The sequence below is a fragment of the Marinobacter sp. AC-23 genome (assembly GCF_001858325.1).
GTDB lineage: Bacteria > Pseudomonadota > Gammaproteobacteria > Pseudomonadales > Oleiphilaceae > Marinobacter.
The window spans coordinates 1-21,513 of the sequence record NZ_MBPP01000019.1; the positions used below are offsets into that span (position 1 = coordinate 1).

General features: G+C 54.4%; 17 protein-coding genes and 5 pseudogenes. 15 read left to right on the forward strand and 7 right to left on the reverse strand.

Annotated elements, in window-relative coordinates; all coding sequences use genetic code 11:
• Positions 1 to 185, forward strand: a pseudogene (locus tag BCA33_RS07290) (YggW family oxidoreductase); the annotation flags it as partial.
• Positions 185 to 718: a hypothetical protein gene (locus tag BCA33_RS07295; protein ID WP_071264617.1), complete on the forward strand. Its 534-nt coding sequence runs from the start codon at positions 185 to 187 to the stop codon at positions 716 to 718. The pseudogene BCA33_RS07290 and the gene BCA33_RS07295, both read left to right, overlap by 1 nt.
• 17 nt (positions 719 to 735) lie before the next feature.
• Here BCA33_RS07295 and trmB read toward each other — a convergent pair whose 3' ends face one another.
• The 3 genes from trmB to BCA33_RS07310 form a co-directional block, all read right to left on the reverse strand.
• Complete coding sequence (trmB, locus tag BCA33_RS07300) at positions 736 to 1,488, reverse strand: tRNA (guanosine(46)-N7)-methyltransferase TrmB (RefSeq protein WP_071264619.1); 753 nt, start codon at positions 1,486 to 1,488, stop codon at positions 736 to 738.
• Positions 1,481 to 3,085 carry a YifB family Mg chelatase-like AAA ATPase gene (locus tag BCA33_RS07305; RefSeq protein WP_083394668.1) on the reverse strand — a complete coding sequence of 535 codons (1,605 nt, stop codon included), beginning with the start codon at positions 3,083 to 3,085 and terminating at the stop codon, positions 1,481 to 1,483. Before BCA33_RS07305 ends, trmB begins: the two co-directional genes overlap by 8 nt.
• An 87-nt stretch (positions 3,086 to 3,172) precedes the next feature.
• Positions 3,173 to 3,427: an accessory factor UbiK family protein gene (locus BCA33_RS07310; protein ID WP_071264621.1), complete on the reverse strand. Its 255-nt coding sequence runs from the start codon at positions 3,425 to 3,427 to the stop codon at positions 3,173 to 3,175.
• Positions 3,428 to 3,814: 387 nt separating this feature from the next.
• Here BCA33_RS07310 and glnK point away from each other — a divergent pair, with 387 nt between their 5' ends.
• The 8 genes and pseudogenes from glnK to BCA33_RS07350 all read left to right on the forward strand — a co-directional run bounded on the left by glnK (position 3,815) and on the right by BCA33_RS07350 (position 11,587).
• Positions 3,815 to 4,153 (forward strand): P-II family nitrogen regulator, encoded by a 339-nt coding sequence (gene glnK, locus BCA33_RS07315; protein ID WP_071264623.1) that lies wholly within the window; start codon positions 3,815 to 3,817, stop codon positions 4,151 to 4,153.
• A 69-nt stretch (positions 4,154 to 4,222) separates the two neighbouring features.
• A pseudogene (locus BCA33_RS07320) lies at positions 4,223 to 5,490 on the forward strand (ammonium transporter).
• 168 nt (positions 5,491 to 5,658) lie between these two features.
• Entirely contained in the window at positions 5,659 to 5,964 is a 306-nt protein-coding gene (locus BCA33_RS07325) for a DUF4123 domain-containing protein (protein ID WP_139172932.1), read from the forward strand.
• Entirely contained in the window at positions 5,907 to 6,524 is a 618-nt protein-coding gene (locus tag BCA33_RS07330; RefSeq protein WP_139172934.1) for a hypothetical protein, read from the forward strand. Before BCA33_RS07325 ends, BCA33_RS07330 begins: the two co-directional genes overlap by 58 nt.
• On the forward strand, positions 6,525 to 8,462 hold the full coding sequence (locus BCA33_RS07335) for an alpha/beta hydrolase (protein WP_071264629.1): 1,938 nt from the start codon (positions 6,525 to 6,527) through the stop codon (positions 8,460 to 8,462).
• Positions 8,449 to 9,633, forward strand: a complete 1,185-nt coding sequence (locus tag BCA33_RS07340; RefSeq protein WP_071264631.1) for a WD40 repeat domain-containing protein — start codon at positions 8,449 to 8,451, stop codon at positions 9,631 to 9,633. Before BCA33_RS07335 ends, BCA33_RS07340 begins: the two co-directional genes overlap by 14 nt.
• Before the next feature lie 51 nt (positions 9,634 to 9,684).
• Complete coding sequence (locus tag BCA33_RS07345) at positions 9,685 to 10,404, forward strand: hypothetical protein (RefSeq protein ID WP_139172936.1); 720 nt, start codon at positions 9,685 to 9,687, stop codon at positions 10,402 to 10,404.
• Between the two features lie 94 nt (positions 10,405 to 10,498).
• Positions 10,499 to 11,587, forward strand: coding sequence for a hypothetical protein (locus BCA33_RS07350; protein WP_071264635.1), 1,089 nt, complete (start codon positions 10,499 to 10,501; stop codon positions 11,585 to 11,587).
• A 9-nt stretch (positions 11,588 to 11,596) separates the two neighbouring features.
• Here the strand turns inward: BCA33_RS07350 and speE are convergent, their stop codons facing one another.
• Positions 11,597 to 12,478, reverse strand: a complete 882-nt coding sequence (gene speE / locus BCA33_RS07355; RefSeq protein WP_071264637.1) for a polyamine aminopropyltransferase — start codon at positions 12,476 to 12,478, stop codon at positions 11,597 to 11,599.
• A gap of 214 nt (positions 12,479 to 12,692) precedes the next feature.
• On the opposite strand from speE, the gene speA reads away from it, so the two are divergent.
• The 5 genes and pseudogenes from speA (at position 12,693) to BCA33_RS07380 (ending at position 18,832) form a co-directional block, all read left to right on the forward strand.
• Positions 12,693 to 14,603, forward strand: a complete 1,911-nt coding sequence (gene speA / locus BCA33_RS07360) for a biosynthetic arginine decarboxylase (RefSeq protein WP_071264639.1) — start codon at positions 12,693 to 12,695, stop codon at positions 14,601 to 14,603.
• Between the two features lie 172 nt (positions 14,604 to 14,775).
• The gene (locus BCA33_RS07365) at positions 14,776 to 15,375 is read left to right on the forward strand and encodes a sigma-70 family RNA polymerase sigma factor (RefSeq protein ID WP_071264641.1); all 600 of its coding nucleotides are present in this window, start codon (positions 14,776 to 14,778) and stop codon (positions 15,373 to 15,375) included.
• Positions 15,372 to 16,009 (forward strand): annotated as a pseudogene (locus tag BCA33_RS07370) (ChrR family anti-sigma-E factor). Before BCA33_RS07365 ends, BCA33_RS07370 begins: the two are co-directional and overlap by 4 nt.
• Before the next feature lie 122 nt (positions 16,010 to 16,131).
• Positions 16,132 to 16,921 (forward strand): annotated as a pseudogene (gene tcdA / locus BCA33_RS07375) (tRNA cyclic N6-threonylcarbamoyladenosine(37) synthase TcdA).
• Positions 16,922 to 16,942: 21 nt separating this feature from the next.
• Positions 16,943 to 18,832 (forward strand): sodium:proton antiporter, encoded by a 1,890-nt coding sequence (locus BCA33_RS07380; protein ID WP_071264643.1) that lies wholly within the window; start codon positions 16,943 to 16,945, stop codon positions 18,830 to 18,832.
• Between the two features lie 22 nt (positions 18,833 to 18,854).
• On the opposite strand, the pseudogene BCA33_RS07385 reads toward BCA33_RS07380, so the two are convergent.
• The 3 genes and pseudogenes from BCA33_RS07385 to BCA33_RS07395 all read right to left on the reverse strand — a co-directional run bounded on the left by BCA33_RS07385 (position 18,855) and on the right by BCA33_RS07395 (position 21,482).
• Positions 18,855 to 19,834, reverse strand: a pseudogene (locus BCA33_RS07385) (NADP-dependent oxidoreductase).
• A 101-nt stretch (positions 19,835 to 19,935) separates the two neighbouring features.
• Positions 19,936 to 20,400 carry a thioesterase family protein gene (locus BCA33_RS07390; protein ID WP_071264645.1) on the reverse strand — a complete coding sequence of 155 codons (465 nt, stop codon included), beginning with the start codon at positions 20,398 to 20,400 and terminating at the stop codon, positions 19,936 to 19,938.
• Positions 20,400 to 21,482 carry an SMP-30/gluconolactonase/LRE family protein gene (locus tag BCA33_RS07395; protein WP_071264647.1) on the reverse strand — a complete coding sequence of 361 codons (1,083 nt, stop codon included), beginning with the start codon at positions 21,480 to 21,482 and terminating at the stop codon, positions 20,400 to 20,402. The genes BCA33_RS07390 and BCA33_RS07395 overlap by 1 nt, the downstream gene beginning before the upstream one ends.
• Between the last annotated feature and the right edge of the window lie 31 nt (positions 21,483 to 21,513).

A 21,513-nucleotide genomic window follows, 5' to 3' on the forward strand; every position in this document is an offset into this window, starting at 1 on the left:
ACGCCCTGCGCCTACGTGAAGGGGTGAATGAAAGCCTTTTTTACGAACGTACGGGTTTACCCCTCACAGATGTTGCGGTACAACTTCAGAAGCTTCGTGAAGATAAATTACTGGTTAAGGATCGGCTTCAGGCCACCGGCCTGGGGCAAAGGTATCTGAACACTCTGCTGGAGCGTTTTCTGTAATGGACACAGAAAAAGGATTACCGGCTTTACCCAAAAGCCTGAAAGCCTTCCTGATAGCAACGGGGATTTTGCTGGTAGCTTTAGTGTTAATTAACCAGCCCCTAAAAACGGGTTCTGCACATCAGGGGATTGTAAGCTTTCAATTGGCAGGGAGCGCCGAGCAAGCGCTGGCTATCTTACAAAGTTGGGGCAGCGAAGGCCTGCAGTGGGCAAGGCTCTCCCTATGGGTGGATTTCTTATTCATCCCGATTTACTGCCTGGCCCTGGTACGGCTTACCCGGCACTGCACTCTCGACAGGCCTGGGGTTCGCGAGCGCACCACTGCGCGCTGGATTCGAGCATTGTTTTTAGTCGCCGGCCTGGCTGATGTAACCGAGAACGTATTACTGCTGAATAATCTGGAGGCACCCACCGATGCCTTCAGCCTTGCCGCCGCCATCAGTGCGCTGGTCAAGTTTACAGCCTTAACCGTTGGCATCGCCGGCCTGGTCATTATAAGAGCAGCCCGGCGCCATCCACTGGTACCGGGGTGATCGCACCGGCATAAAACTTAGTTGGTGCGGTGGAACAACAGATCCCACACGCCATGACCCAGGTTTTCTCCCCGCTTTTCAAACTTGGTAACTGGGCGATAGTCCGGGCGTGGTGAGTATTCGCCCTGCTCTTGAGTATTGGCAAATCCTTCCGACTCACCCATGACTTCCATCATGTGTTCTGCGTAGTTTTCCCAGTCTGTGGCCAAGTGCAAAATGCCGCCCACTCGCAACTTATGGCGAATGCGCTGAACGAACTCAGGTTGCACCAACCGACGCTTGTGGTGCTTCTTTTTGTGCCACGGATCCGGGAAGAACACCATAACCTGATCCAGGCAGGCGTCCGGCAAGCACAGGTCGATCACATCATTGGCATCTATGTTGTAAACGCGAACATTTTCTAACCCGCGATCTTCGATGTCCTTGAGCAAAGCACCTACGCCAGGTAAATGAACTTCTACGCCAACAAAATCCTGCTCTGGCGCGGCTTCAGCCATTTCCGCCAGCGAGCGGCCCATCCCGAAACCTATTTCAAGATTAAGCATGGCGTCACGGCCGAAGACCTGGCGCGGATCAATCATGCCGTCTTCACGGCTAAGACCAAATTTTGGCCAGCTGCGCTCCATGGCTTTTTTCTGGCCTTCTGTCATCCGTCCCTGGCGCAACACAAAGCTACGAACGCCACGGCGAGTGGTGATAGGCGAGTCGCTGGCCGTGTGTTTCGGTGCGTTTTCGCCGCCAAGGTCGTGCGGTTCTTTCTGGTCAGTCATCTGCAATCCTTAACCGCTGGCTGCGGGTTTGATTAACGGAGTTTGCACACAGTTTACCAGAGTAGGAAGAATCAGGCGGATACCACAGAGCCTTACCTGTCTGCCGATCAAACTGGCGGTAACCCAGCGCCTCAACCAGGTGTGGCTGTGCAACGGTATCACTCCCATCAAGATCCGCCAGCGTGCGTGCAACACGCAGTATCCGGTGCAGTGCCCGAGCCGAAAGCCCAAGCTTTTCCATCGCGCCGGAAAGTAACTTTTCACTGGAGCGTTCAAGACAACAGGCCTCCTGCAACTCGCGCCCCGACAAGGTGGCATTCACACACCCACGCTGGGTCTGACGCTCTCTGGCGAGGGCCACTCGCTTGCGCACCACTGCACTGGGTTCGCCGTCGCCGCCAGACTGCATCAATACATCGCCACTTTGCACGGGCACTTCCACGTGCAAATCGAACCTATCCAAAAGCGGGCCGGAAATCTTCGACCGATAGCGCATCACCTGCTGGGGCGTGCACTGGCACTCAATGGTTGGGTGCCCGCCGTAGCCACAAGGGCAAGGGTTCATCGCGCCAACAACTTGGAACCGAGCTGGGAAGTTGACCTGCCGCGCGGCGCGGCTGATGGAAATCTCACCCGTTTCCATGGGTTCTCGCAGCACTTCCAAAACCCGGCGTTCAAACTCTGGTAGCTCGTCGAGAAACAGTACGCCGCGATGCGCCAGAGAGATCTCCCCTGGTCTGGGGCTACTACCACCGCCGACCAAGGCTACGGCCGAAGCGGTGTGATGCGGGGATCTGAACGGAGGTTGGCGCCAACCGCCCTCCCTTACTGATAATCCTGCAACAGAATGCACGCTGGCAACTTCCATGGCGTGTTCATCGTTCAGGTCCGGTAAAATTCCAGGTAATCGGCTGGCCAGCATACTTTTACCTGTGCCCGGCGGCCCAAAAAACAGCAGGTTGTGGGCGCCCGCAGCAGCCACTTCCAGCGCCCGCCGCGGGACGCTCTGACCACGCACATCAGCTAAATCCGGCATGCCATCAATCGCCGCGGATTCAGGCATAGTACGGACGACTGGAACCAATCGGGCCCGACCACAGAGATGTTCACAAACGGCGAGTATGTGGCCCGCTGCAAGGACATCGCCCTGGCTTGCAAGGGCGGCTTCTTCGGCGTTGCCATTGGGTACTAGCAGGCTCCGACCTTCTTTACGTGCAGCCAGCACAGCGGGCAATACGCCTTTCAGGGGGCGGAGCGCGCCATCAAGGGAGAGCTCTCCCAGGAACTCACAAGACGACAGACTTTCCCTGGGAATCTGCCCAGAAGCGGCAAGAATGCCCAGGGCAATCGGCAAATCAAAACGGCCACCTTCTTTGGGCAAATCTGCAGGGGCAAGATTGATCGTTATTCGACGGGCGGGAAATTCAAAGCCCGCATTCAGAAGGGCACTTCTTACACGCTCCCGGCTTTCACGCACACCGGTTTCTGGCAGGCCAACAATGGATAACGCGGGAAGACCACCGGAAAGGTGCACCTCAACAGTGACCTCAGGTGCAGACACGCCGATACTGGCGCGGGAATGGACAACGGCAAGCATAACAACCCTCCATGGTTTCTGAATATCAGTGTGGGGCCAATATACAAGCCCACCGAAACCCGGCTTCCTGCCGAATTTCGTTCAGGTTTACTGCGCCTTTGGGGGATTCTCCAGTTCAGCGACTTTCTTTTCCAGAGCCTCTACCTTTTCGCGGGTTTTCATCAGCACCGCTTGCTGGGCATCAAACTCCTCACGGGTCACCAATTCGAGGCGTGACAAAACCGACATAACCGTAGCCCGAGCCTGGGTTTCAAAATCTTCACGCGCAGCGCGCGCCATATCCGGAACAAATTGTCCAAACTGCCCTTGTAGCTGTGCGAAAATATCCTGTGGGCCTTTCACTCATCACCTCACTGATTAAAATAATGTCTGGTTTCGACCAAAAGAGTCGTGTCGTAGCTAGTTTGCAGGAGTGTATCACACCGCCAGCCCTGCCATACTGTGCGTGGTAAGCACTATAATAGCCTTGCCCACCCTCAAGCATGCTCCGATCTGGCTCAAGGGGTGGCAGAGCGCACCACTGCGGTGCATGAATTGGCGCGAAAATCTGTGCCTGACCCTATAGAAAAATCTCAACCATATGATTTAAATAGATTTTTTTGCGTTGGCATACCCGGTGCTAAAGCTCTTGTACGCAATCCGCACAATTGACGTGCGAAGCGGCAGCACCCCAGCTCAACAACTGGCCGATGCGCTCTGTGTTGGGACGGTTTTACCAAGGAGAAAGCAATGAAACTTGTGACAGCGATCATTAAGCCTTTCAAGCTGGATGATGTCCGTGAGGCACTATCCGAGATTGGCGTTCAAGGCGTAACCGTCACTGAGGTTAAAGGCTTCGGTCGGCAGAAAGGCCACACAGAACTTTATCGTGGCGCGGAATATGTGGTGGATTTTCTGCCCAAAGTAAAAGTGGAAGTTGCCATTGGCGACAACCTGCTGGACCAGGTTATCGAATCCATCACCAAGGCTGCCAATACCGGCAAGATTGGTGATGGCAAGATTTTCGTGACCGAACTGCAACAAGCCATCCGGATCCGGACAGGCGAGACCGGCGAAGAAGCGGTCTGACCCAGCTCTGATCACTTAACAACCAACGCAAAAAAATCACTCTGAAGTGCCTTGTGCGGAGGGCTTCCTATGGAAAGCAATATTTTTCACCTGCAATATGCAATAGACACCTTTTATTTTCTGGTATGCGGCGCATTAGTTATGTGGATGGCCGCGGGTTTTGCCATGCTCGAATCCGGCTGGTAAGAGCCAAAAATACAACTGAAATCCTCACCAAAAACGTCGCGCTTTATGCCATCGCCTGCACCATGTACATGGTGTGTGGCTACGCCATCATGTACGACGGCTCTCTATTCCTGAGTGGCATTGAGCAAACAGATGCTGCAACAGTATTAGGGGATTTTGCTACCCGGGAGAATGGCTTCGAAGGCGGTGCGATCTACGCCAGCGCGGCTGATTTCTTTTTCCAGGTGGTGTTTGTAGCCACCGCTATGTCCATCGTATCCGGCGCCGTGGCTGAGCGCATGAAGCTGTGGGCATTCCTTGCCTTTGCGGCTGTGATGACCGGTGTTATCTACCCAATGGAAGGCTCCTGGACCTGGGGAGGCAAGGATGTTTTCGGGCTGTATAACCTGGGCGACCTTGGGTTCAGCGACTTTGCCGGCTCCGGCATTGTTCATCTGGCCGGTGCGGCTGCCGCGCTTGCGGGCGTGCTGTTGCTTGGTGCTCGAAAAGGCAAGTACGGCCCTAACGGTGAAATTCGCGCGATTCCAGGCGCCAACCTGCCGCTGGCTGCCTTGGGGACGCTTATTCTCTGGATGGGCTGGTTCGGTTTCAACGGTGGCTCTGTTCTGAAGCTTGGGGACATCGCCAGCGCCAACTCGGTTGCCATGGTATTTCTCAATACCAACGCAGCCGCTGCCGGGGGCGCGATAGCCGCGCTAATAACCGGCCGCTTCCTGTTCGGCAAAGCGGATCTGACCATGCTCCTTAACGGCGCCATTGCGGGCCTGGTGGTGATCACCGCCGAACCCTCGACGCCCAGCGCGCTGGTCTCAACCCTGTGGGGTGGTTTGGGCGGTGTAGCCGTTGTCTTCAGCGTCATCTTTCTGGACAAACTGCGCATTGACGACCCGGTAGGCGCTATTTCTGCCCACGGTGTGTGCGGTTTCCTCGGGTTGATGCTGGTACCTATCACCAACGGCAGCGCCACTTTCAGTGGGCAGTTGATTGGCGCGGCAACCATTTTCGGTTGGGTGTTCCTTGCCAGCCTGCTGGTCTGGGGCATTATCAAAGCGGTGATGGGTTTGCGGGTTAGTCAAGAAGATGAATACGACGGCGTCGATTTATCCGAATGCGGTATGGAGGCCTACCCGGAGTTTGTCACTGGCAAGTAGTAAACACTGAAAGGAACAGTTAAGGGGTGGCTGCATGAGCACCCCTTATTTTTTTCGGTACGCTGTTTCTGACCGTTGATTCTGAGAAGCCAGGCAGATGACAGTGTTTCCGCATTCAGCTACTATCACTCTGCATTTTTGGTCATCTAAGGATAGATGAAGGCAGCCATGAAGGACTCCACAGCCCAGAGCCAGAAGGCTCACACAACCACGTCGTTTTATTATCACTCAGACCCTTTAGAAGTCGGTGCCAGCTGGTATCTGGTTGATCAGGCAAAGCATCCGGAAGTGTTGCGTTTGCTGTTTGAGCACGACCCCGTACCTGTTTACGACTTGCCGTATATCCATTCGCAATACCGTGAACAAGCCTACGATGGCCCTTTGATTATTCAGCCCAGCACACATCAGAGCGAAGAATGGCTGCACAGCTGGCTAACAGAAGGCAAAGCCTGGCAATGCACGGCCCGCGATTGACGCTCGAAGATATCCGCAATCACCTTGTCAGCCTGAACACAGTTAGCGCGCCTCACGGAGACAGCCTCTTTCGCTACGCAGACCCGGCAACATTCGGTAGCCTTGGGGCATCGCTTTCACCCCACCAGTGCCTGCGCGTACTTGGCCCACTAACTGCCATCCATGGGCACTATGGCGGCGCCAACTGGTCACTTGTCAAGAATGAAGCCGAGCCAATTTCTGATGGGTTGGTGGAACTGTGTTCACAACCCCTTGTGCTGACCAAAGAGAACCTTGCGGCAGTGGAGCGCTATCGCCAGAGCTTGCTGGCAAAGTCCGTTGCAAAGAGCAATGGGCTGGACGGTGGTGTCGTTTCGTCGTGGTTCCAGCAGCTGATTACCCTGGGAGCTTTGAATGAGCAGGCCTTGGCAGAAGGCGCCGGGCTTTTGACAAGACAAGGTTTTACCAGAGCCCTGAGCGAAGGTGAGCTCGCAGCCGTACGCAAGATAAGGCAAGAAGCCAATTGGTCAGACACACTGGAAGCACTTGCAACATTAGCGCATTCACAGGAGGGAACCTGAATGACATTCGTGAACAACCTGCCATTTTCACCCAGCTCAGCCCCTTTCGGGTCCCACGGTGCGCCCATTTGCGCACACGAAACGGCAAACGTGCGATTACAACGCTCGGATAACCTCAGGCGCCCCAAGGCTTTTATCAACGCCGGCACAATTACAGATGAGAGTGGCAAGGTTGTAACGGCCGAACTGCAGGATGGCACAGAGCATACGCCAGATAATGCCGTGGCCATCTTTACTCAACTCGTCACAGGCAACGCCAGATGGCACTGGCCTGATGAGCCGGAGGGAGAACACCTGATAGGCTTCGATACCGTAAGCGAACAACGCCGCTTCGCCCCCGGCCATTACCTCGACGAGGGCGTAGACCTCACTGTTATCCAGGGCGAACGCAAAGCCAGGGTCCTACACCTGCCGCCGCCGGTGATCATCAGCCTACGGGAGCCGGCGCCGGCATCGGGTGATTTACTAACAGACGAACAACTGAATTACTTCCGGGAAAACGGCAACAACGCGCTCATCTATATACACGGCTACAACGTGCCCCATGGAGAACGGGGGCGATTCCTGAACCGCAAAGATAGGCAAAAACGATATGGTGGCCACGGGCCAGGGCCCAGAACCGCCTGGCACCCCAATGCGGCTACAGTTTGGCAGGATACGGAGGCACTATCAGAGTATACCGCCAGTCCACTGAAAGATGACGAAGTGAACGGCACGGGCGCTCACAGCTGGGCCATTCACATGGAGTACCAGTTGAATCGCGCAGCGGGTTTTGACGGCAAGGACTGGATGCCTTACAGCCGAATCATCAACATTTCCTGGCCCGGCGATACGGGTTCCACCGACTTCATGCAAGCTGAGCTGAATGCTATGACAAGCGGGCGACGTTTGGCCCCGCTACTGCTGCAATTGGCGGATGCAGACATTGCCATCAACCTGATCTCCCACTCCTTGGGCGCCCGGGTTGCGCTCACTGCCTTGAACATTGTGGGCACGATAGGGAGAAGCAACCTGGTCGACCACCTCTTTCTCTGGCAACCCGCCGTTGCCGACAACGCACTTACCAACGACAGCAGCCGCGATGTACACCCTCTGGGGCTAGGGGTGTTTCCTTCCGCCCATAGCGCAGCCCGCAAAATTGTGGTGCTGCATTCCCGTGGCGACGGCATTCTTGGCCCGGGTGACGATGAAGATAGCACCTGGTGGCAGAAAGCTCTGTTTCGCTCGTCTCCCGGAGCTATTGTTGGTGCGGCAGCATGGCATCTCGCAACCGCCGACGACGCCATGGACGATGTGCTCGGCTACTTTCGGGGCGCCTATGATAAAAAGTGGTGGACCTTCCCGAGCTTTCTCGACAACGGCTTCGGGCCGGCCATCGAAAAGCTTTACAAAGACTACTTACCGCTGACTTACGATGCGCGAATGACCGCCCACCCTCAGCGCTCTTTAACTACGCCCGAGGCATTAAAGCGAACCATTCTGGAAAACTGGGCCCGACTGGAACAGGACATCCTCGCCGAAGCAAAGGCCTTGTGGCAGCCCTGTGTAGACTGCCTGCGCAATGGTGAGCGACCGCCTGAGTATACTTTGCTGGCACCGCTGAACCACCGGGCGAGCGTAAGCCTGAAGGTGGCAAAGGATTATGTTTCGCGTATGAAAAAACTTGCAGTCAACAAGTGGGTTCCGGAGCAGCCGCCGCGGCCTGCGCTGGGGCATGTAGGCTTTGATGAGGTGGCTGGTGAAAGGGCCGGATCGTTTCGAGATCGTTTTGTAGAGAACAATTTGCTCGACGAGTCTTGGTTCGCCACAGATCAAAGTACATGGCTCTTTAGCCACTCAGGGATGCGGATACCCAATGACGAGATCTTTGAAAGATCATATGTCGACGTAATTTTAGATTCTGTCTTGAAAAAAGGAGCCGGCTTTGGCGGTTACTAACGTTCAAAAATATCGCTGGGCGGGTATTCTGCTCGGAGTCATTTTTCTTATTTGGATTTCATTAGGCTTCAACCTCCTTGGTGTATGGGCAGGGCCAGCTATGTCAGTAAGCGTGTCAGAGTCCGGTCGCTACATTGTCAGTGCGCACAGAGACAACAAGCTTATTCTCTGGGATTTAAACAAGAGGCACTGGAAAACACTTTCCAAACACGCAAACCTTTACAGCGCAAAGTTCGTGCCTAGTCAAAACGCTTTTTTGTGGCAGGACACAGACAACATCGTTACCGTGCAAACTGCTGACGATGAAGTCCTTCAACAATTCCAACACTTCCCGACCTATGGCCACGTTATCAGTAGCGATCTTGAGACTTACCTGTCTGTTGATAAACACTGGAATGTATTCTCTGGCTATGGCGACACACAGCATCCAATCCTCAACGATGGTATCAGCCCAAGCTTCATCGGATCCGGAAAGCTACTCAATCTTTCCGTGGATCGAAACAACACCTTTTTCGTAACAGCCGGGTTTGGAAACGACCCCTCTGCAATCGCCGACTACTCACCACTAGATAGCAGCCAACGCTTTTCAAACTACGGAGGTGTCACGCTATGGGACGCAGCTACAGAAAAGCCTATCGCCAAACTTCGGGGCAACTCCGCGAAAACTCACGCTACCATAAGTCCTGATGGACAATGGGTAGTCAGTGCAGATGAGAATGGAATCGGATCATTCTGGAACACGGATCAACCGGAAACCCGGCATCGGTTAGCAGGATATTACAGCGGGGTTTTTATTGATGATGCGCCTTTTCCAACGGGTGACTCACGAAATTGGGACGAAAGTGAACTCATCAAAGCTCCAACTGGCCTCAACACTTTCACCATTGCCGTCGCCTTCATCCACAACAGCGAATACTACCTCCGCTTCGGCAACAACAGCCACTTTGCAGCCCTGTTCAAAACCGGCACCCCTTGGCCCGTGAAATACTTTGACCTGGGCGAATCGCCCAAACTGGTCACCTACGGCAGCAACTACGCCCGAAACACCGCCATCGCCACCTCACCCGAGGCGGGCATTCTGGCAATGGGGCATCAGTCGTCCGGTGGCATCAGCATCTATCAGTTTGACCCCGAAAACCTGACGCTGGAGCGGGTTTGGGTGGTGGAATAGTGACGCCGCAAATTTCATACAAGCTGAGTTCCCATTCCCTGAGTGCCCGGATTGCGTTCTTCCCCGGCGACTCTTATCGCAACGACCACGTGGAATCTCGCAAACACAGAAGACGCCATGGACGATGTGCTCGGCTACTTTCGGGGCGCCTATGATAAAAAGTGGTGGACCTTCCCGAGCTTTCTCGACAACGGCTTCGGGCCAGCCATCGAAAAGCTTTACAAAGACTACTTGCCGCTAACATTCAAAGCACGGATGACAACGTACCCTCAACTGTCTGCGTATGTGCCCGAATCGCTTAAGCGAACCGTCAAAGCAAACTGGGACAGACTGGAGCAAGACATTCTTGCCGAAGCAAATGCCCTCTGGCAGCCCTGCATAGATTGCTTGGGTAACGGCGAGCGGCCACCGGATTACACCCTGCTGGCGCCCCTGAACCACCGAGCCAGCGTAAGCCTGCAGATAGCCAAGGATTATGTTTTTCGTTTGAAGAAGCTTGCGGTGAATGGTTGGTTTCCGGAGCAATCGCCGAGGCCGGCGCTGGGGTATGTGGGGTTTGATGAGGTGGCGGGTGAGAGTGCATGGGCTTCCCATGATGAGTTCATCGCAAAAGCTTTAAGAAGCGAGTCTTGGTCGATCGTTGATCAATCCAAATGGCTTTTCAGCCACTCAGGCATGAAGATTCCAACCCACGAGTTATTCGAAGAAATTTATCAACGAGAAATCATGCAAAACAGATTATTGGCAAATTCAAAGTTTGGACGTTACTAATGAGTAAATTCAATTTACGGGCGCTCTTGCTACTGGGACTGATCTTGGCTGTTGGGTACGGTTATGGCACGGCTATAACTCCTCCGGGCCGGTCATGAGCGCCTCAGTTTCCTCAAACGGGGCATTTGCCATCACCGCCCACAAGGATCAGAAGTTGATTCTATGGGATTTAAAAAAACATCGCCGTAAAATCATCAGCCGCAACGCCAACATCTACAGCCCATACTTCATCAAGCAGCAGCCCACTTTTCTCTGGCAGGATCTCGATAACGTTGTCACCGCCCAATCGGTAAACGGCGAAGTCCAAAAAGCTTTTGAGCTGGACAAACCCACCTATGGTCACCTTATGACCCAGGACCTCAACACCTATTACTACTCTGACATTGGTTGGGGCATATTTCGACGATCGGAAGATGGATCTACAGAAACACTGAAGGCAACCGATGGCAGAGCTTTTTTTGGATATCACAAACTTCTCAATCTCTCAATGGACGATTCTGAGCAATTGATGGTTTCTGCAGGGAGTGGCGAGCCCAAAGGGTTTGAACCACCTTACTATCGATCACTACAAGATGTTCTGGATCAGGGTGCAGAATACCGTTACCTTTACAGTGTTGCTTTATGGAACATCGAAGCCCGAAAACCGACTGCGAAACTGGATGGCAACTCCTCCAAAACCCATGCGACGCTCAGCCCCGATGGACAATGGGTTGTTAGTGCAGACGAAGCTGGAATCGGGCTGTTCTGGAACACTAATCAGCCGGATATGAAGCATCGATTATCGTCATACCACAGCGGCGTTTACCTTGATGATTCACCATACGAAACGGGTGACCTACGAAATTGGGACGATAGCGGCCTCATCGAAGCATCGGCAGGCCTCCATACCTTCACCATAGCCCTAGCCTTCATCCACAACAGCGAATACTACCTCCGCTTCGGCAACAACAGTCACATGGCCGCTCTATTCAAAACCGGTAGCCCCTGGCCCGTGAAGTACTTTGACCTGGGCGAATCCCCCAGGCTCGTCACCTATGGCAGCAACTACGACCGGAACACCGCCATCGCCACGTCACCCGAGGCGGGCATCCTGGCCATGGGGCATCAATCTACCGGCGGCATCAGTGTGTACCAATTCGATCCGAATGAGTTAACACTTGAGCGAATCTGGGTGGTGGACTAGGCGCTTGATCTAGCCTTCCTCCGGTCGCGTTTCATCCTCCAGAGCGTCAATCATGAACTGGGGCATGGCCAGCGCGCCGTGGTGAATGCCGCTGTTATAATAGCGGGTTACGAAGGGTCGGTTATTTGCGTCGTCCTCACGGAAATATCTCACCGGATTGTCTTTGCTGGCCATGGTACAGCTCCACCAGCCAGTGGGATAGACGGGTTGGGGGAATGGCAGCGTTTGCACGTGGTCGAAGCCGGCTTTGCGCATGTCGTTGTGAATGTCTTTTATGATGGTGTCTGTGTGCAGCAACGGTGATTCGCTTTGCTGCACAATAATACCGCCCTCACCCAGTGCCAGCATGGCGTCGCGGTAGAAATCCAGGGCAAACAGGCCTTCGGCGGGGCCGACCGGGTCGGTGCTGTCGATTATAAGGATGTCGATGCTGCCGGGATCTACTTCCCGCATCCACCGAATGCCATCGCCAAAGAAGAAATTGGCTCGTGGATCTCCGTTGGACTCGCACAGCTCCGGGAAGTACTCTTCAGACATGCGGGTTACACGCTCGTCGATTTCAACCTGCCAGGCTTCTTCCACGTCGGGGTGCTTCAGCACTTCTTTCAGTGTGCCGCAATCGCCGCCACCTACGATCACAACTTTTTTCGGATTTTTATGGGTGAACAGCGCCGGGTGGGTCATCATCTCGTGGTAGAGAAAGTTGTCCCGGGTGGTCAGCATCACGCAGCCATCCAGCACCATCAGGTTGCCAAACGTTTCGGTTTCGTAGATTTCCAGCTTCTGAAACGGCGTCTGTTCTTCGTGCAGTTTCTTTTTCACCTGAAGGGAGAAAGCGGTTCCCTGATCCTGGAATACTTCGGTGAACCAATCGTTATTCAGCGTCGTCATGGTGCTCTCCTGCAAAACCCTGGTGCAATGGTCAAAACGCTTATTGTAGGGGCGCGTGTCGGTCAGCCATAGTGTTTGTTGGCGATTATTACGGTTTAGCACTGTTGCAGCATGCTCGACAGCAACAGACACTTTCAGCTGCACTGGCTAAACCCTACAATACCAGCCATTCAGCCGGCCTGCCCGGCCCCGGTTTTCCAGAAGGACGGCACCCATGAGCAATACCAGCACCTCTCCGGCCCATAAAGTTTATAACATCGCCCAATGGAGCGATGGCTATATTGGCGTTAACCCGGAGGGTGAGGTAGTTATCCGGCCAAATCGTGGCAAAAGCGAGGCGGAAATCAATCTACCGCAACTCACTCGCTCACTGGTGAACTCCGGGCTCCGGTTACCCGTGCTTATCCGCTTTACAGACATTCTTCACGATCGGGTGAACAAACTGTGCAACGCGTTCAACAGCGTGGCCGCAGAACATAGCTATCAAGGGCAATACACAGCGGTCTACCCTATCAAGGTAAACCAGCAACGCCGAGTGGTGGAGGAGCTGATTGCCGCAGAACCGGCCGCCAGCAATGGGCAAATCGGTTTGGAGGCCGGCAGCAAGCCAGAACTGATGGCAGTACTTGCACTGGCCAAGCAACCCGGCTCGGTTATTGTGTGCAACGGCTACAAAGACAGGGAGTACATCCGCCTGGCGCTGATCGGCCAGAAGTTGGGCCACCGTGTGTTTATTGTGGTGGAAAAACAGTCGGAGCTGCCGCTTATTCTCGATGAAGCCAAAAAACTGAAGGTTTCTCCGCTTGTTGGCGTTCGCGTACGCCTGGCCACAATCGGCAAGGGCAACTGGCAGAATACCGGCGGTGAGAAATCCAAGTTCGGTTTGTCCGCCAGCCAGGTTCTGGATGTGGTGAATACCCTGCGCCAGGCCGGCGCCTTGGACACACTTCAGCTTCTGCACTTTCACCTCGGCTCCCAGATCGCCAATATTCGCGACATTCAGACTGGATTGCGGGAGTGCGCACGCTTTTACAGCGAGCTGAGACACATGGGCGCTCCGGTGAACACCGTTGATATCGGAGGCGGCCTGGGTGTCGACTATGAGGGCACTCGCTCTCGCAGCGCCTGCTCGATGAATTACAGCATGCACGAATACGCCTATAACGTGGTGCATGTGCTGCAAGCCGAATGTGACCGCCACGGGCTTCCGCACCCAGATCTGATCAGTGAATCCGGCCGGGCGCTGACCGCTCACCATTCGGTGCTGGTTACCAATGTAATTGACCACGAGGAACCGGAAGAGCGCCCGACCAAACAGCCCAAGCAGGATGCACCGGCCCCCTTGCGTGATCTCTGGCGCGATGTGGAAAGCCTGGAAGACCCGGATTCCCCGCGTTCGCTGGCCGAAATTTACCACGACGTACTACACGCCATGGCGGACGTTCACGGCCAATTTGCCCACGGTACACTCTCTCTGCAGGAGCGCGCGGATTCAGAAATACTCTACATACGCTGCTGTCGGTTGCTTCAAAGCCAGCTGGACAAAAACAGCCGGGCCCACCGTGAAATCATTGACGAGCTGAACGAAAAGCTAGCCGCAAAGCTGTTTGTTAACTTCTCTCTGTTCCAGTCGTTACCTGACGTATGGGGTATTGACCAGATATTCCCGGTTATGCCGGTAAACGGGCTGAATCGCCCGCTCACCCGGCGGGCGGTGATTCAGGATATTACCTGCGATTCTGACGGCCGTATTGATCGCTATGTGGATGGCCAAGGCACAGAAACCACCCTGCCCCTGCCCGAAGAGAAGCCCGGCGAAGCCCTGCTAATGGGCTTCTTCATGACCGGCGCCTATCAGGAAATTCTGGGGGACATGCACAATTTATTCGGTGATACGCATTCTGTGGATGTGCGCCTGAACGACACCGGGGGCTACGATACCAGTACGCCCATTATCGGCGACACGGTGGCCCACGTACTCAGGTATGTGAACTTCGAGCCTGAAAATTTACTGGTAGCGTATCGCAGCAAGATGGCTGTAAGCGGCCTGCCTGAGGACACCCAGACTATATTACTGGGAGAGCTGGCCGCCGGGCTTGAAGGCTACACCTACCTCGAAGACTAGGGGCTTTTTTGTAATTTGGGAGCAAGGCAAACGCGGTTACCCAATTACTTTATCAAAGAGCTGATCCGCGCTGAAAACTGGCCCGTAAATATCACCACTGACAAAGCCGGGGCGAGTGCATAGAATGATCAGCAGAACGAATTTAAATCATGCGACTGTCAAGGAGCGTCCGGTGACCACACTGGATAAAAAACCTGCGCGAGGCGAGGGCCGAAAGGATCCTTGGAGTCAGCTGTTGGTGAAAGTGGGGAAAAACCAGGATCGCCAAGCCTATCACGCGCTATTTGAGCATTTCGCCCCACAGCTCAAGTACTACGCCATGGCAAATGGCATGGCGAGCCACGCGGAAGAGCTGGTACAGGAAGTTTTTGTTTCCATCTGGAGGCGAGCCTGCCTTTACGACTGGCAGAAGGCCGCTGCCTCAACCTGGATTTTCACGATCGCGCGAAATCAACGCATCGACATGCTACGCAAGATGCGCCGTACCAGTGTAGAGATGCCGGTGGAAACCGAAGATCTATGGCAGATCCCGGGCGAAGATGACAACCAACCAGTCACTTCGTTGCATCGTTTGATGTCTGAGCGGCGCGTAAGAGAGTCGCTGAAGCACCTGCCAGAAGAACAGATTACGGTGATAGCCAAGGTCTATATGGAGCAGAAGTCCCACCAGATGGTAGCAAACGAACTGAACATTCCCCTTGGCACTGTTAAAAGCCGGGTACGTCTTGCGCTGAATAAGTTAAGAGTAATTTTGCAGGACCAAAACGTATGACACGGCACCATCCCGATAGCCTAAGCTTAATGGAATACAGCGCAGGCAACCTGAGCGAGCCGCACGCTCTGTGCATTAAGCTCCATCTGGACAAGTGCCTCAGTTGTCGCAGCCGGGCCGATACACTCGACAGCTTGGCGCGGTGGTGATGGAGCAACAGCCAAGGGTCAGCGTTTCCGAATCCATGTTTGACAGTATTCTGGCAAGAATAGATAGCTCGCCGGCACCCCAACCCATGGCCAAACCTGCACCCAGAATCAACGTGCTTCAGAAGCTGCTAGGAGAGGATATTAACCATCTCCCCTGGAAACGTCAGTTGGGTGATGTCAGCGTAATGGATATCACAGACAGGTTTCCCGGCCAGCAAGAGCAGGTCGTTCTACAAAAGCTGGTTGCAGGAGGTAAAGCCCCGGCCCACACCCACCGTGGCAGTGAGACGACCATTGTGTTGCAGGGCGCGTTTGCTGATCAAAAAGGCGTGTTCAACCAGTGGGATTTTGTTGTTCTCACCGATCAGGATGAACACAAACCGGTTGCCGTTGGGAGTGAAGACTGCATCACGCTTTCTGTTCTGAGCGCGCCAATCAAGCTGACCGGAACCTTCACCAGACTGCTGAATCCCTTTATTCGTTGATTCTTGCCCAAGCCAGGCACTGCATGGCTTTTTTACAGCTATTTTATGTCTGCTCCGGCACTAGGGTATAATCGCGCCCTTTGATTTTCTGCGGCTTGCGCCCGGACACAAACGGAGACCCCATGGACGCCGACGATTATGCTTTCCGCTTTGGCGGCATTGAACGGCTGTACGGGCGCCGTGCCCTGCACGCCTTTCGCGATGCCCATATCGCCGTTGTCGGCCTGGGTGGAGTAGGTTCGTGGGCGGCCGAAGCACTGGCGCGCAGTGGTATTGGCACCATCACCCTGATCGACATGGATGATATTTGTGTGTCCAATACCAACCGCCAGCTTCACGCTTTGGAAGGCCAGTACGGACGCACTAAAACCGATGCTATGGCCGAGCGACTGAAAGCTATCAACCTCATGCGAACATCCGGATTCACTTTGCTTCCTCACTCTGAAAAACCTTACAGAGCTGATCACGCCTGATATGACGGGCGTGGTTGATGCCATCGACAGCGTAAAGCCGAAGGCGGCACTGATTGCCCACTGTCAGCGCGGGAAAATTCCGATCATCTGCGCTGGGGGCGCGGGTGGCCAGACAGATCCCACCAAAATCCTGGTAGCCGATCTCAGCAAAACCACACAGGACCCGTTACTGGCCAAGGTTCGCAATCTTTTGCGCAGGGAGTACGGTTTCTCCCGCAATCCCAAGCGACGCTTTGGCATTGAGGCCGTATACTCAACCGAACAACTCACGTACCCAGCTGATGATGGTGAAGTTTGCCTGCAAAAGCCTGCAACTGCAGGCCCCTCACGGCTAGACTGTGCATCTGGCTTTGGCGCTGCCTGCCCGGTTACGGCCAGTTTTGGTCTGTTTGCAGCCTCTCGGCTGTTAAATCGCATTGCACGACGCGTCAATCAATAACCACACGGAACTCAGACCTTTATGCCAGCCAGCACAGTCCTGATTCTTGCCAGCATTGGCATTCTTTCATTGTCGTTTCAGTGGCTTGCCTGGCGTATGCGTGTGCCCGCCATTCTATTCCTGCTTGCCGGTGGGATTCTGGTCGGCCCGGTACTAGGGTTCCTCAACCCGGATGAGGTATTCGGTGATCTGCTGTTTCCGATGGTTTCACTGGCCGTTGCCATCATCCTGTTTGAAGGCAGCCTGACCCTGCGCTTTGATGAAATTCGCGGGCACAGCAAGATGGCTCGCAATCTTATACCCATTGGCTCCATTGTTACCGGCATTATCGGAACCCTGGCCGCACGCTGGGTGCTGGATATTTCATGGGCAGTGGCCCTGCTTTTCGGCGCCATCTCCATTGTCACCGGCCCCACAGTCATCGCCCCCCTTCTGCGATCTGTGCGGCCAAGCGCGAAGCTTGCCAATATTTTGCGCTGGGAAGGCATTATTATTGACCCTGTGGGCGCCTTGCTGGCGGTTTTGGTGTTCGAGGGCATAGTGTCATGGGGCCAAGGCAACGTGTTTGGCCACTCTCTGTATATTTTTGGCAAAACACTGCTGATTGGTTTCGCCACCGGGGCTCTGGCCGGCTATCTGAACGGGTTGGTGCTACGCAAACACCTTATGCCGCAGTACCTACACAACGCCGCCACACTTACGTTCATGCTGGGTGTCTATGCTCTCTCCAATGAAATGGCCCACGAATCCGGGCTGCTCACGGTAACGGTTATGGGCATCTGGATGGCCAACATGAAGCAGGTCTCTGTAGACAGTATTCTTGAGTTCAAGGAGTCCCTAAGCGTACTGCTAATTTCAGCACTGTTTATCATCCTGGCTGCGCGAGTGGAATTCGCTGCTATTGCGAATCTAGGTTGGGGATTGGCCGTGGTTCTGGCCGTGCTGATGCTGGTCGCACGGCCGCTCAGCGTATTTTTGTCAGCCATAGGCACCGACCTGAAGTGGCGGGAAAAACTGTTTCTAAGCTGGATTGCCCCAAGGGGTATTGTAGCTGCGGCGGTTTCTGCACTGTTCGCATTCCAGCTCCAGAAACTGGGTTACGAAAGTGCAGCTGCCCTTGTGCCCATGGTGTTTGTACTGATCATTGCCACTGTCACCCTGCAAAGCCTAACCGCAAGACCTATAGCCAAGTTGCTGAAGGTTACAGAGCCGGCAGAGTATGGTTTTCTGATACTAGGTGCCAACCCGGTGGCGCGCATGATTGGGCAGGCCCTCAATAAGCATGAGGTTCCTGTAGCCCTGGCAGACACAAACTGGGAAAACGTACGCCAAGCACGCATGGACAATTTACGGGTGTACTTTGGCAACCCGATTTCCGAGCATGCCTCAACCCACCTCGACCTTACAGGGATCGGCAACCTGCTGGTCATCTCGCCTTACAAGCACATGAACTCACTGGCGACTTATCACTTCCTGGACTGGTTCGGTGACACCAGCGTATTCAGCCTTTCAGAAGGCGACGAGGACCAAAAGGCACGACACCAAACGGCAGGAAAAATTCAGATGACCCGCGGCCTGTTCGACGGCGTGAGCTATGCCAAGCTTGCCAGCCTCGTAAGCCAGGGTTACTCGATAAAAACCACTCAGCTTAGCGAAGAGTTTGAGTACAACGATTTCTTGGAGAAATACCAAAGCCAGGCTCTGGTTCTGTTCGTATTCGACAGCAAAAGCCGCATCAATCCGGTGCAAAGCATGGACGACCTAAAGCCGGATGACGACTGGATACTGATCAGCCTGGTGCCACCCCAGAACCGTAAAGAACGAAAAAATAAGGAAGGTAACGGTGAGGGAGCAGAGCCCTCAGCCATAGGTAAAGAGCCTTCAGCCGAAAGCTCTTCCCCAAGAAACTAAGCACAGCGAAGGCTATTAACGGCTAGCTGCAGTCCAGAACCAGCTTGCCCCGCACATGCCCACCCTCGAGAAGTTCGTGGGCCTGCACTACATCATCTAGCCCAAAGGCTTTCTCGATGTGTACCTTCACTTCGCCGTCTTCAATCAGCTCTGCAATTTCATCAAGATGGAACACATCAGGCGTACGGTCATACCATGGGCCTTTAAGCTTGAGCTTCGGCGGCACTGACAATCTCGTCGGCTGAAACTGTAGGGATGGTAACCAGCATGCCATTCTCGCCCAAGGTGCGCAGGGATCGCTTGCCCGTATCGCCACCAACCAGATCCAGCACAACATCCAGCCCAAAGCACTCATCGGCAAAATCTGTGGTGTGATAATCAATAACTTCGTGCACACCAAGCTCCGCAAGAAAATCACGGTTGCCGGCGGAGGCCGTCGCAATAACATGGGCGCCCCGGGCCAGTGCAAACTGCACGGCAAGGTGCCCTACTCCGCCAGCACCAGCGTGCACAAGAATCTTCTGCCCAGGCTCAAGCTCAGCCACTTCAAACAGCGCCTGCCAAGCTGTGAGAGCAGCTAATGGCAAAGCTCCCGCGGTTACCAGGTCAAGCTCCTCCGGCACCACGGCCAATTCGTCTGCCGTTGCCAAAGCATACTCAGAGTAGCTCCCGCCATTCAGCGGAAAGCCAACCAACCCCATAACCCGGTCTCCGGGTGCCAACGTGGTTACGCCATCCCCGATGGCCACAACTTCGCCGGCCACATCGTAGCTGGAGTCCAAGGTAGCGAATTCTCAATCTGCTTCGCTACAAACCCCAAACCTTTGCGGGTTTTCCAATCGATGGGATTAAGCCGGCGCCGTGAACACGAATCAGTACCTGTCCAGCTTGGGGCGAAGGCACATCGGCACTTACAACCTGCAGAACATCACGTTCACCAAACTGATGGTAGACCACTTTTTTCATGGAAAACTCAGAATGCTGATCAAGGGCTGTGTCCATGGGTATCTCCGAGAAAAGAGCTGACGTTAAAGGGCTGTGACGGGATGTTGTGTTACCCCCTCAGACTAACAGATGTTGGCAGCAATAGTGACTCAAGCAGGCTACAACCCCTTGCCTCCAGTCACGCAGGCCGCTTTCAATATATCGGCAAATTCTTGGGGTGCGCGCGAGGGACGCTGGGTTTTCAGATCCACACATGCGTGGGTCGACACAGCACGCACCAGAGTTTTACCGTCGACAAGGCGCACCAATTGAAATTGCCGTGCGGAACGGAAGCGGCCATCAAACCCTGTAAGCCAGGTTCCCATAATTAAACGGTCACCTGGGTTTGCAGAGGCCAGGTAGTCGATCTCTGTGCGGGTGATCGCCATAGCTTTACCGGTGGCCTCATGCAGCTCCCACGTCATGCCCAGACTCTTAACGTGCGCCCAACTGATGTCTTCCAGCCAGCGCACATAGACCACATTATTGGCGTGCCCAAGCTCATCGGTATCCTCTTCACTCACTAGAATTTCAAGAGTGAACGGGTCCGGAAGATCCCATTGCATTGGCTTCTGTTCTGTCATTATTGATCCCCAAGGCCCGGAATAGTCTGAAACGACATCCGCCCGATACGGTCGTTATGAAGAGAACCAAAATACAGGTCTTCGCCGTGGGGGTTAACCGATGTAATTTCCTGCAAGTGCTTGCCCTGGGTGTCATGAAGACTGGCGATCACAGTGCCGTCATCATCGAATGCCACAACAAGGCCGTATTCCTGAGGCGCCGGCTGCAGGCTTTGCGGCAACTTGGCCACCAACTCTTTGAGCCAGGGCTTGGGGTGCAAGGCGTCAATACTGGCATTACGGAGTGTGGGGAACGCAACCCAAAACCGGCCTTGATCATCCACCGCAAGGTTGTCAGGGAACCCGGGCAGGTTGTCTGCGAAAACCTCGGTCTGGTCGGCTTTTGAGCCGTTTATCCAGTAGCGTAAAATGCGGTATTTCCAGGTTTCGTTAATCAGCACCGAGTCACCGTTTGGCGCCACGGAAACGCCGTTGGCAAAGTGCAGGTCTCCCAGCAAAACCTCGGTCTTTCCTGTTTTAGGAGAATAACGTAAGAATCTGCCATGGGGCCGCATTTCCAGAAGATCGAGCTGGTAATCCGGTTGGTAGAAGCGCGAGCTGGCGTCGGTGAAATAGATCTGACCATCAGGGGCAATATCAACGTCGTCGGTAAACCGGAACGGCGTGCCCTCAGCCTCGCTGGCAAGCACGGCAATCTCGCCATTCGGCGCGATGGAGAGCAAACCTTTCCAGGCATCGGCGACGATCAGGTTTCCGTTCTGATCAAACACCATGCCCAGCGGCCGGCCCCCGGTAGATAGCCAGTTTTCAACCTGGCCATCCGGAAACACTCGCACAATGTACCCGTCTTGGGTTCCAGCAAAAACCACGCCTTCAGAGTTAACGGCGGTGTCTTCCGGGCCATAAACCTGTCCCTTTGCAAGCAGTTCTGCTTCGCGCAAGTGTTCATTTGGCGCCAGCAAGCCAGTCATGGCCTCCGGAGTTGGTGGCTGCCACGCTTTGGCATCAATAGGAGATGGCGCTAAAACAAAGCCACCCAGCAAAACAACCAGAACCAGGAACCCACCCATCAACCACTTCATACACTCAACCCGTCTGCTTATTATTTTAAAG

What these genes read in the sequence shown, in the direction of transcription:
- BCA33_RS07335 (WP_071264629.1), top strand. Translation starts at nt 6,525, where the DNA reads ATGACATTCGTGAACAACCTGCCATTTTCACCCAGCTCAGCCCCTTTC.
- BCA33_RS07325 (WP_139172932.1), top strand. Translation starts at nt 5,659, where the DNA reads ATGAAGGACTCCACAGCCCAGAGCCAGAAGGCTCACACAACCACGTCG.
- BCA33_RS07390 (WP_071264645.1), bottom strand. Translation starts at nt 20,400, where the DNA reads ATGACAGAACAGAAGCCAATGCAATGGGATCTTCCGGACCCGTTCACT.
- glnK (WP_071264623.1), top strand. Translation starts at nt 3,815, where the DNA reads ATGAAACTTGTGACAGCGATCATTAAGCCTTTCAAGCTGGATGATGTC.
- BCA33_RS07305 (WP_083394668.1), bottom strand. Translation starts at nt 3,085, where the DNA reads ATGCTTGCCGTTGTCCATTCCCGCGCCAGTATCGGCGTGTCTGCACCT.
- BCA33_RS07350 (WP_071264635.1), top strand. Translation starts at nt 10,499, where the DNA reads ATGAGCGCCTCAGTTTCCTCAAACGGGGCATTTGCCATCACCGCCCAC.
- BCA33_RS07395 (WP_071264647.1), bottom strand. Translation starts at nt 21,482, where the DNA reads ATGAAGTGGTTGATGGGTGGGTTCCTGGTTCTGGTTGTTTTGCTGGGT.
- BCA33_RS07380 (WP_071264643.1), top strand. Translation starts at nt 16,943, where the DNA reads ATGCCAGCCAGCACAGTCCTGATTCTTGCCAGCATTGGCATTCTTTCA.
- speE (WP_071264637.1), bottom strand. Translation starts at nt 12,478, where the DNA reads ATGACGACGCTGAATAACGATTGGTTCACCGAAGTATTCCAGGATCAG.
- BCA33_RS07295 (WP_071264617.1), top strand. Translation starts at nt 185, where the DNA reads ATGGACACAGAAAAAGGATTACCGGCTTTACCCAAAAGCCTGAAAGCC.
- BCA33_RS07330 (WP_139172934.1), top strand. Translation starts at nt 5,907, where the DNA reads ATGGCTGCACAGCTGGCTAACAGAAGGCAAAGCCTGGCAATGCACGGC.
- trmB (WP_071264619.1), bottom strand. Translation starts at nt 1,488, where the DNA reads ATGACTGACCAGAAAGAACCGCACGACCTTGGCGGCGAAAACGCACCG.
- speA (WP_071264639.1), top strand. Translation starts at nt 12,693, where the DNA reads ATGAGCAATACCAGCACCTCTCCGGCCCATAAAGTTTATAACATCGCC.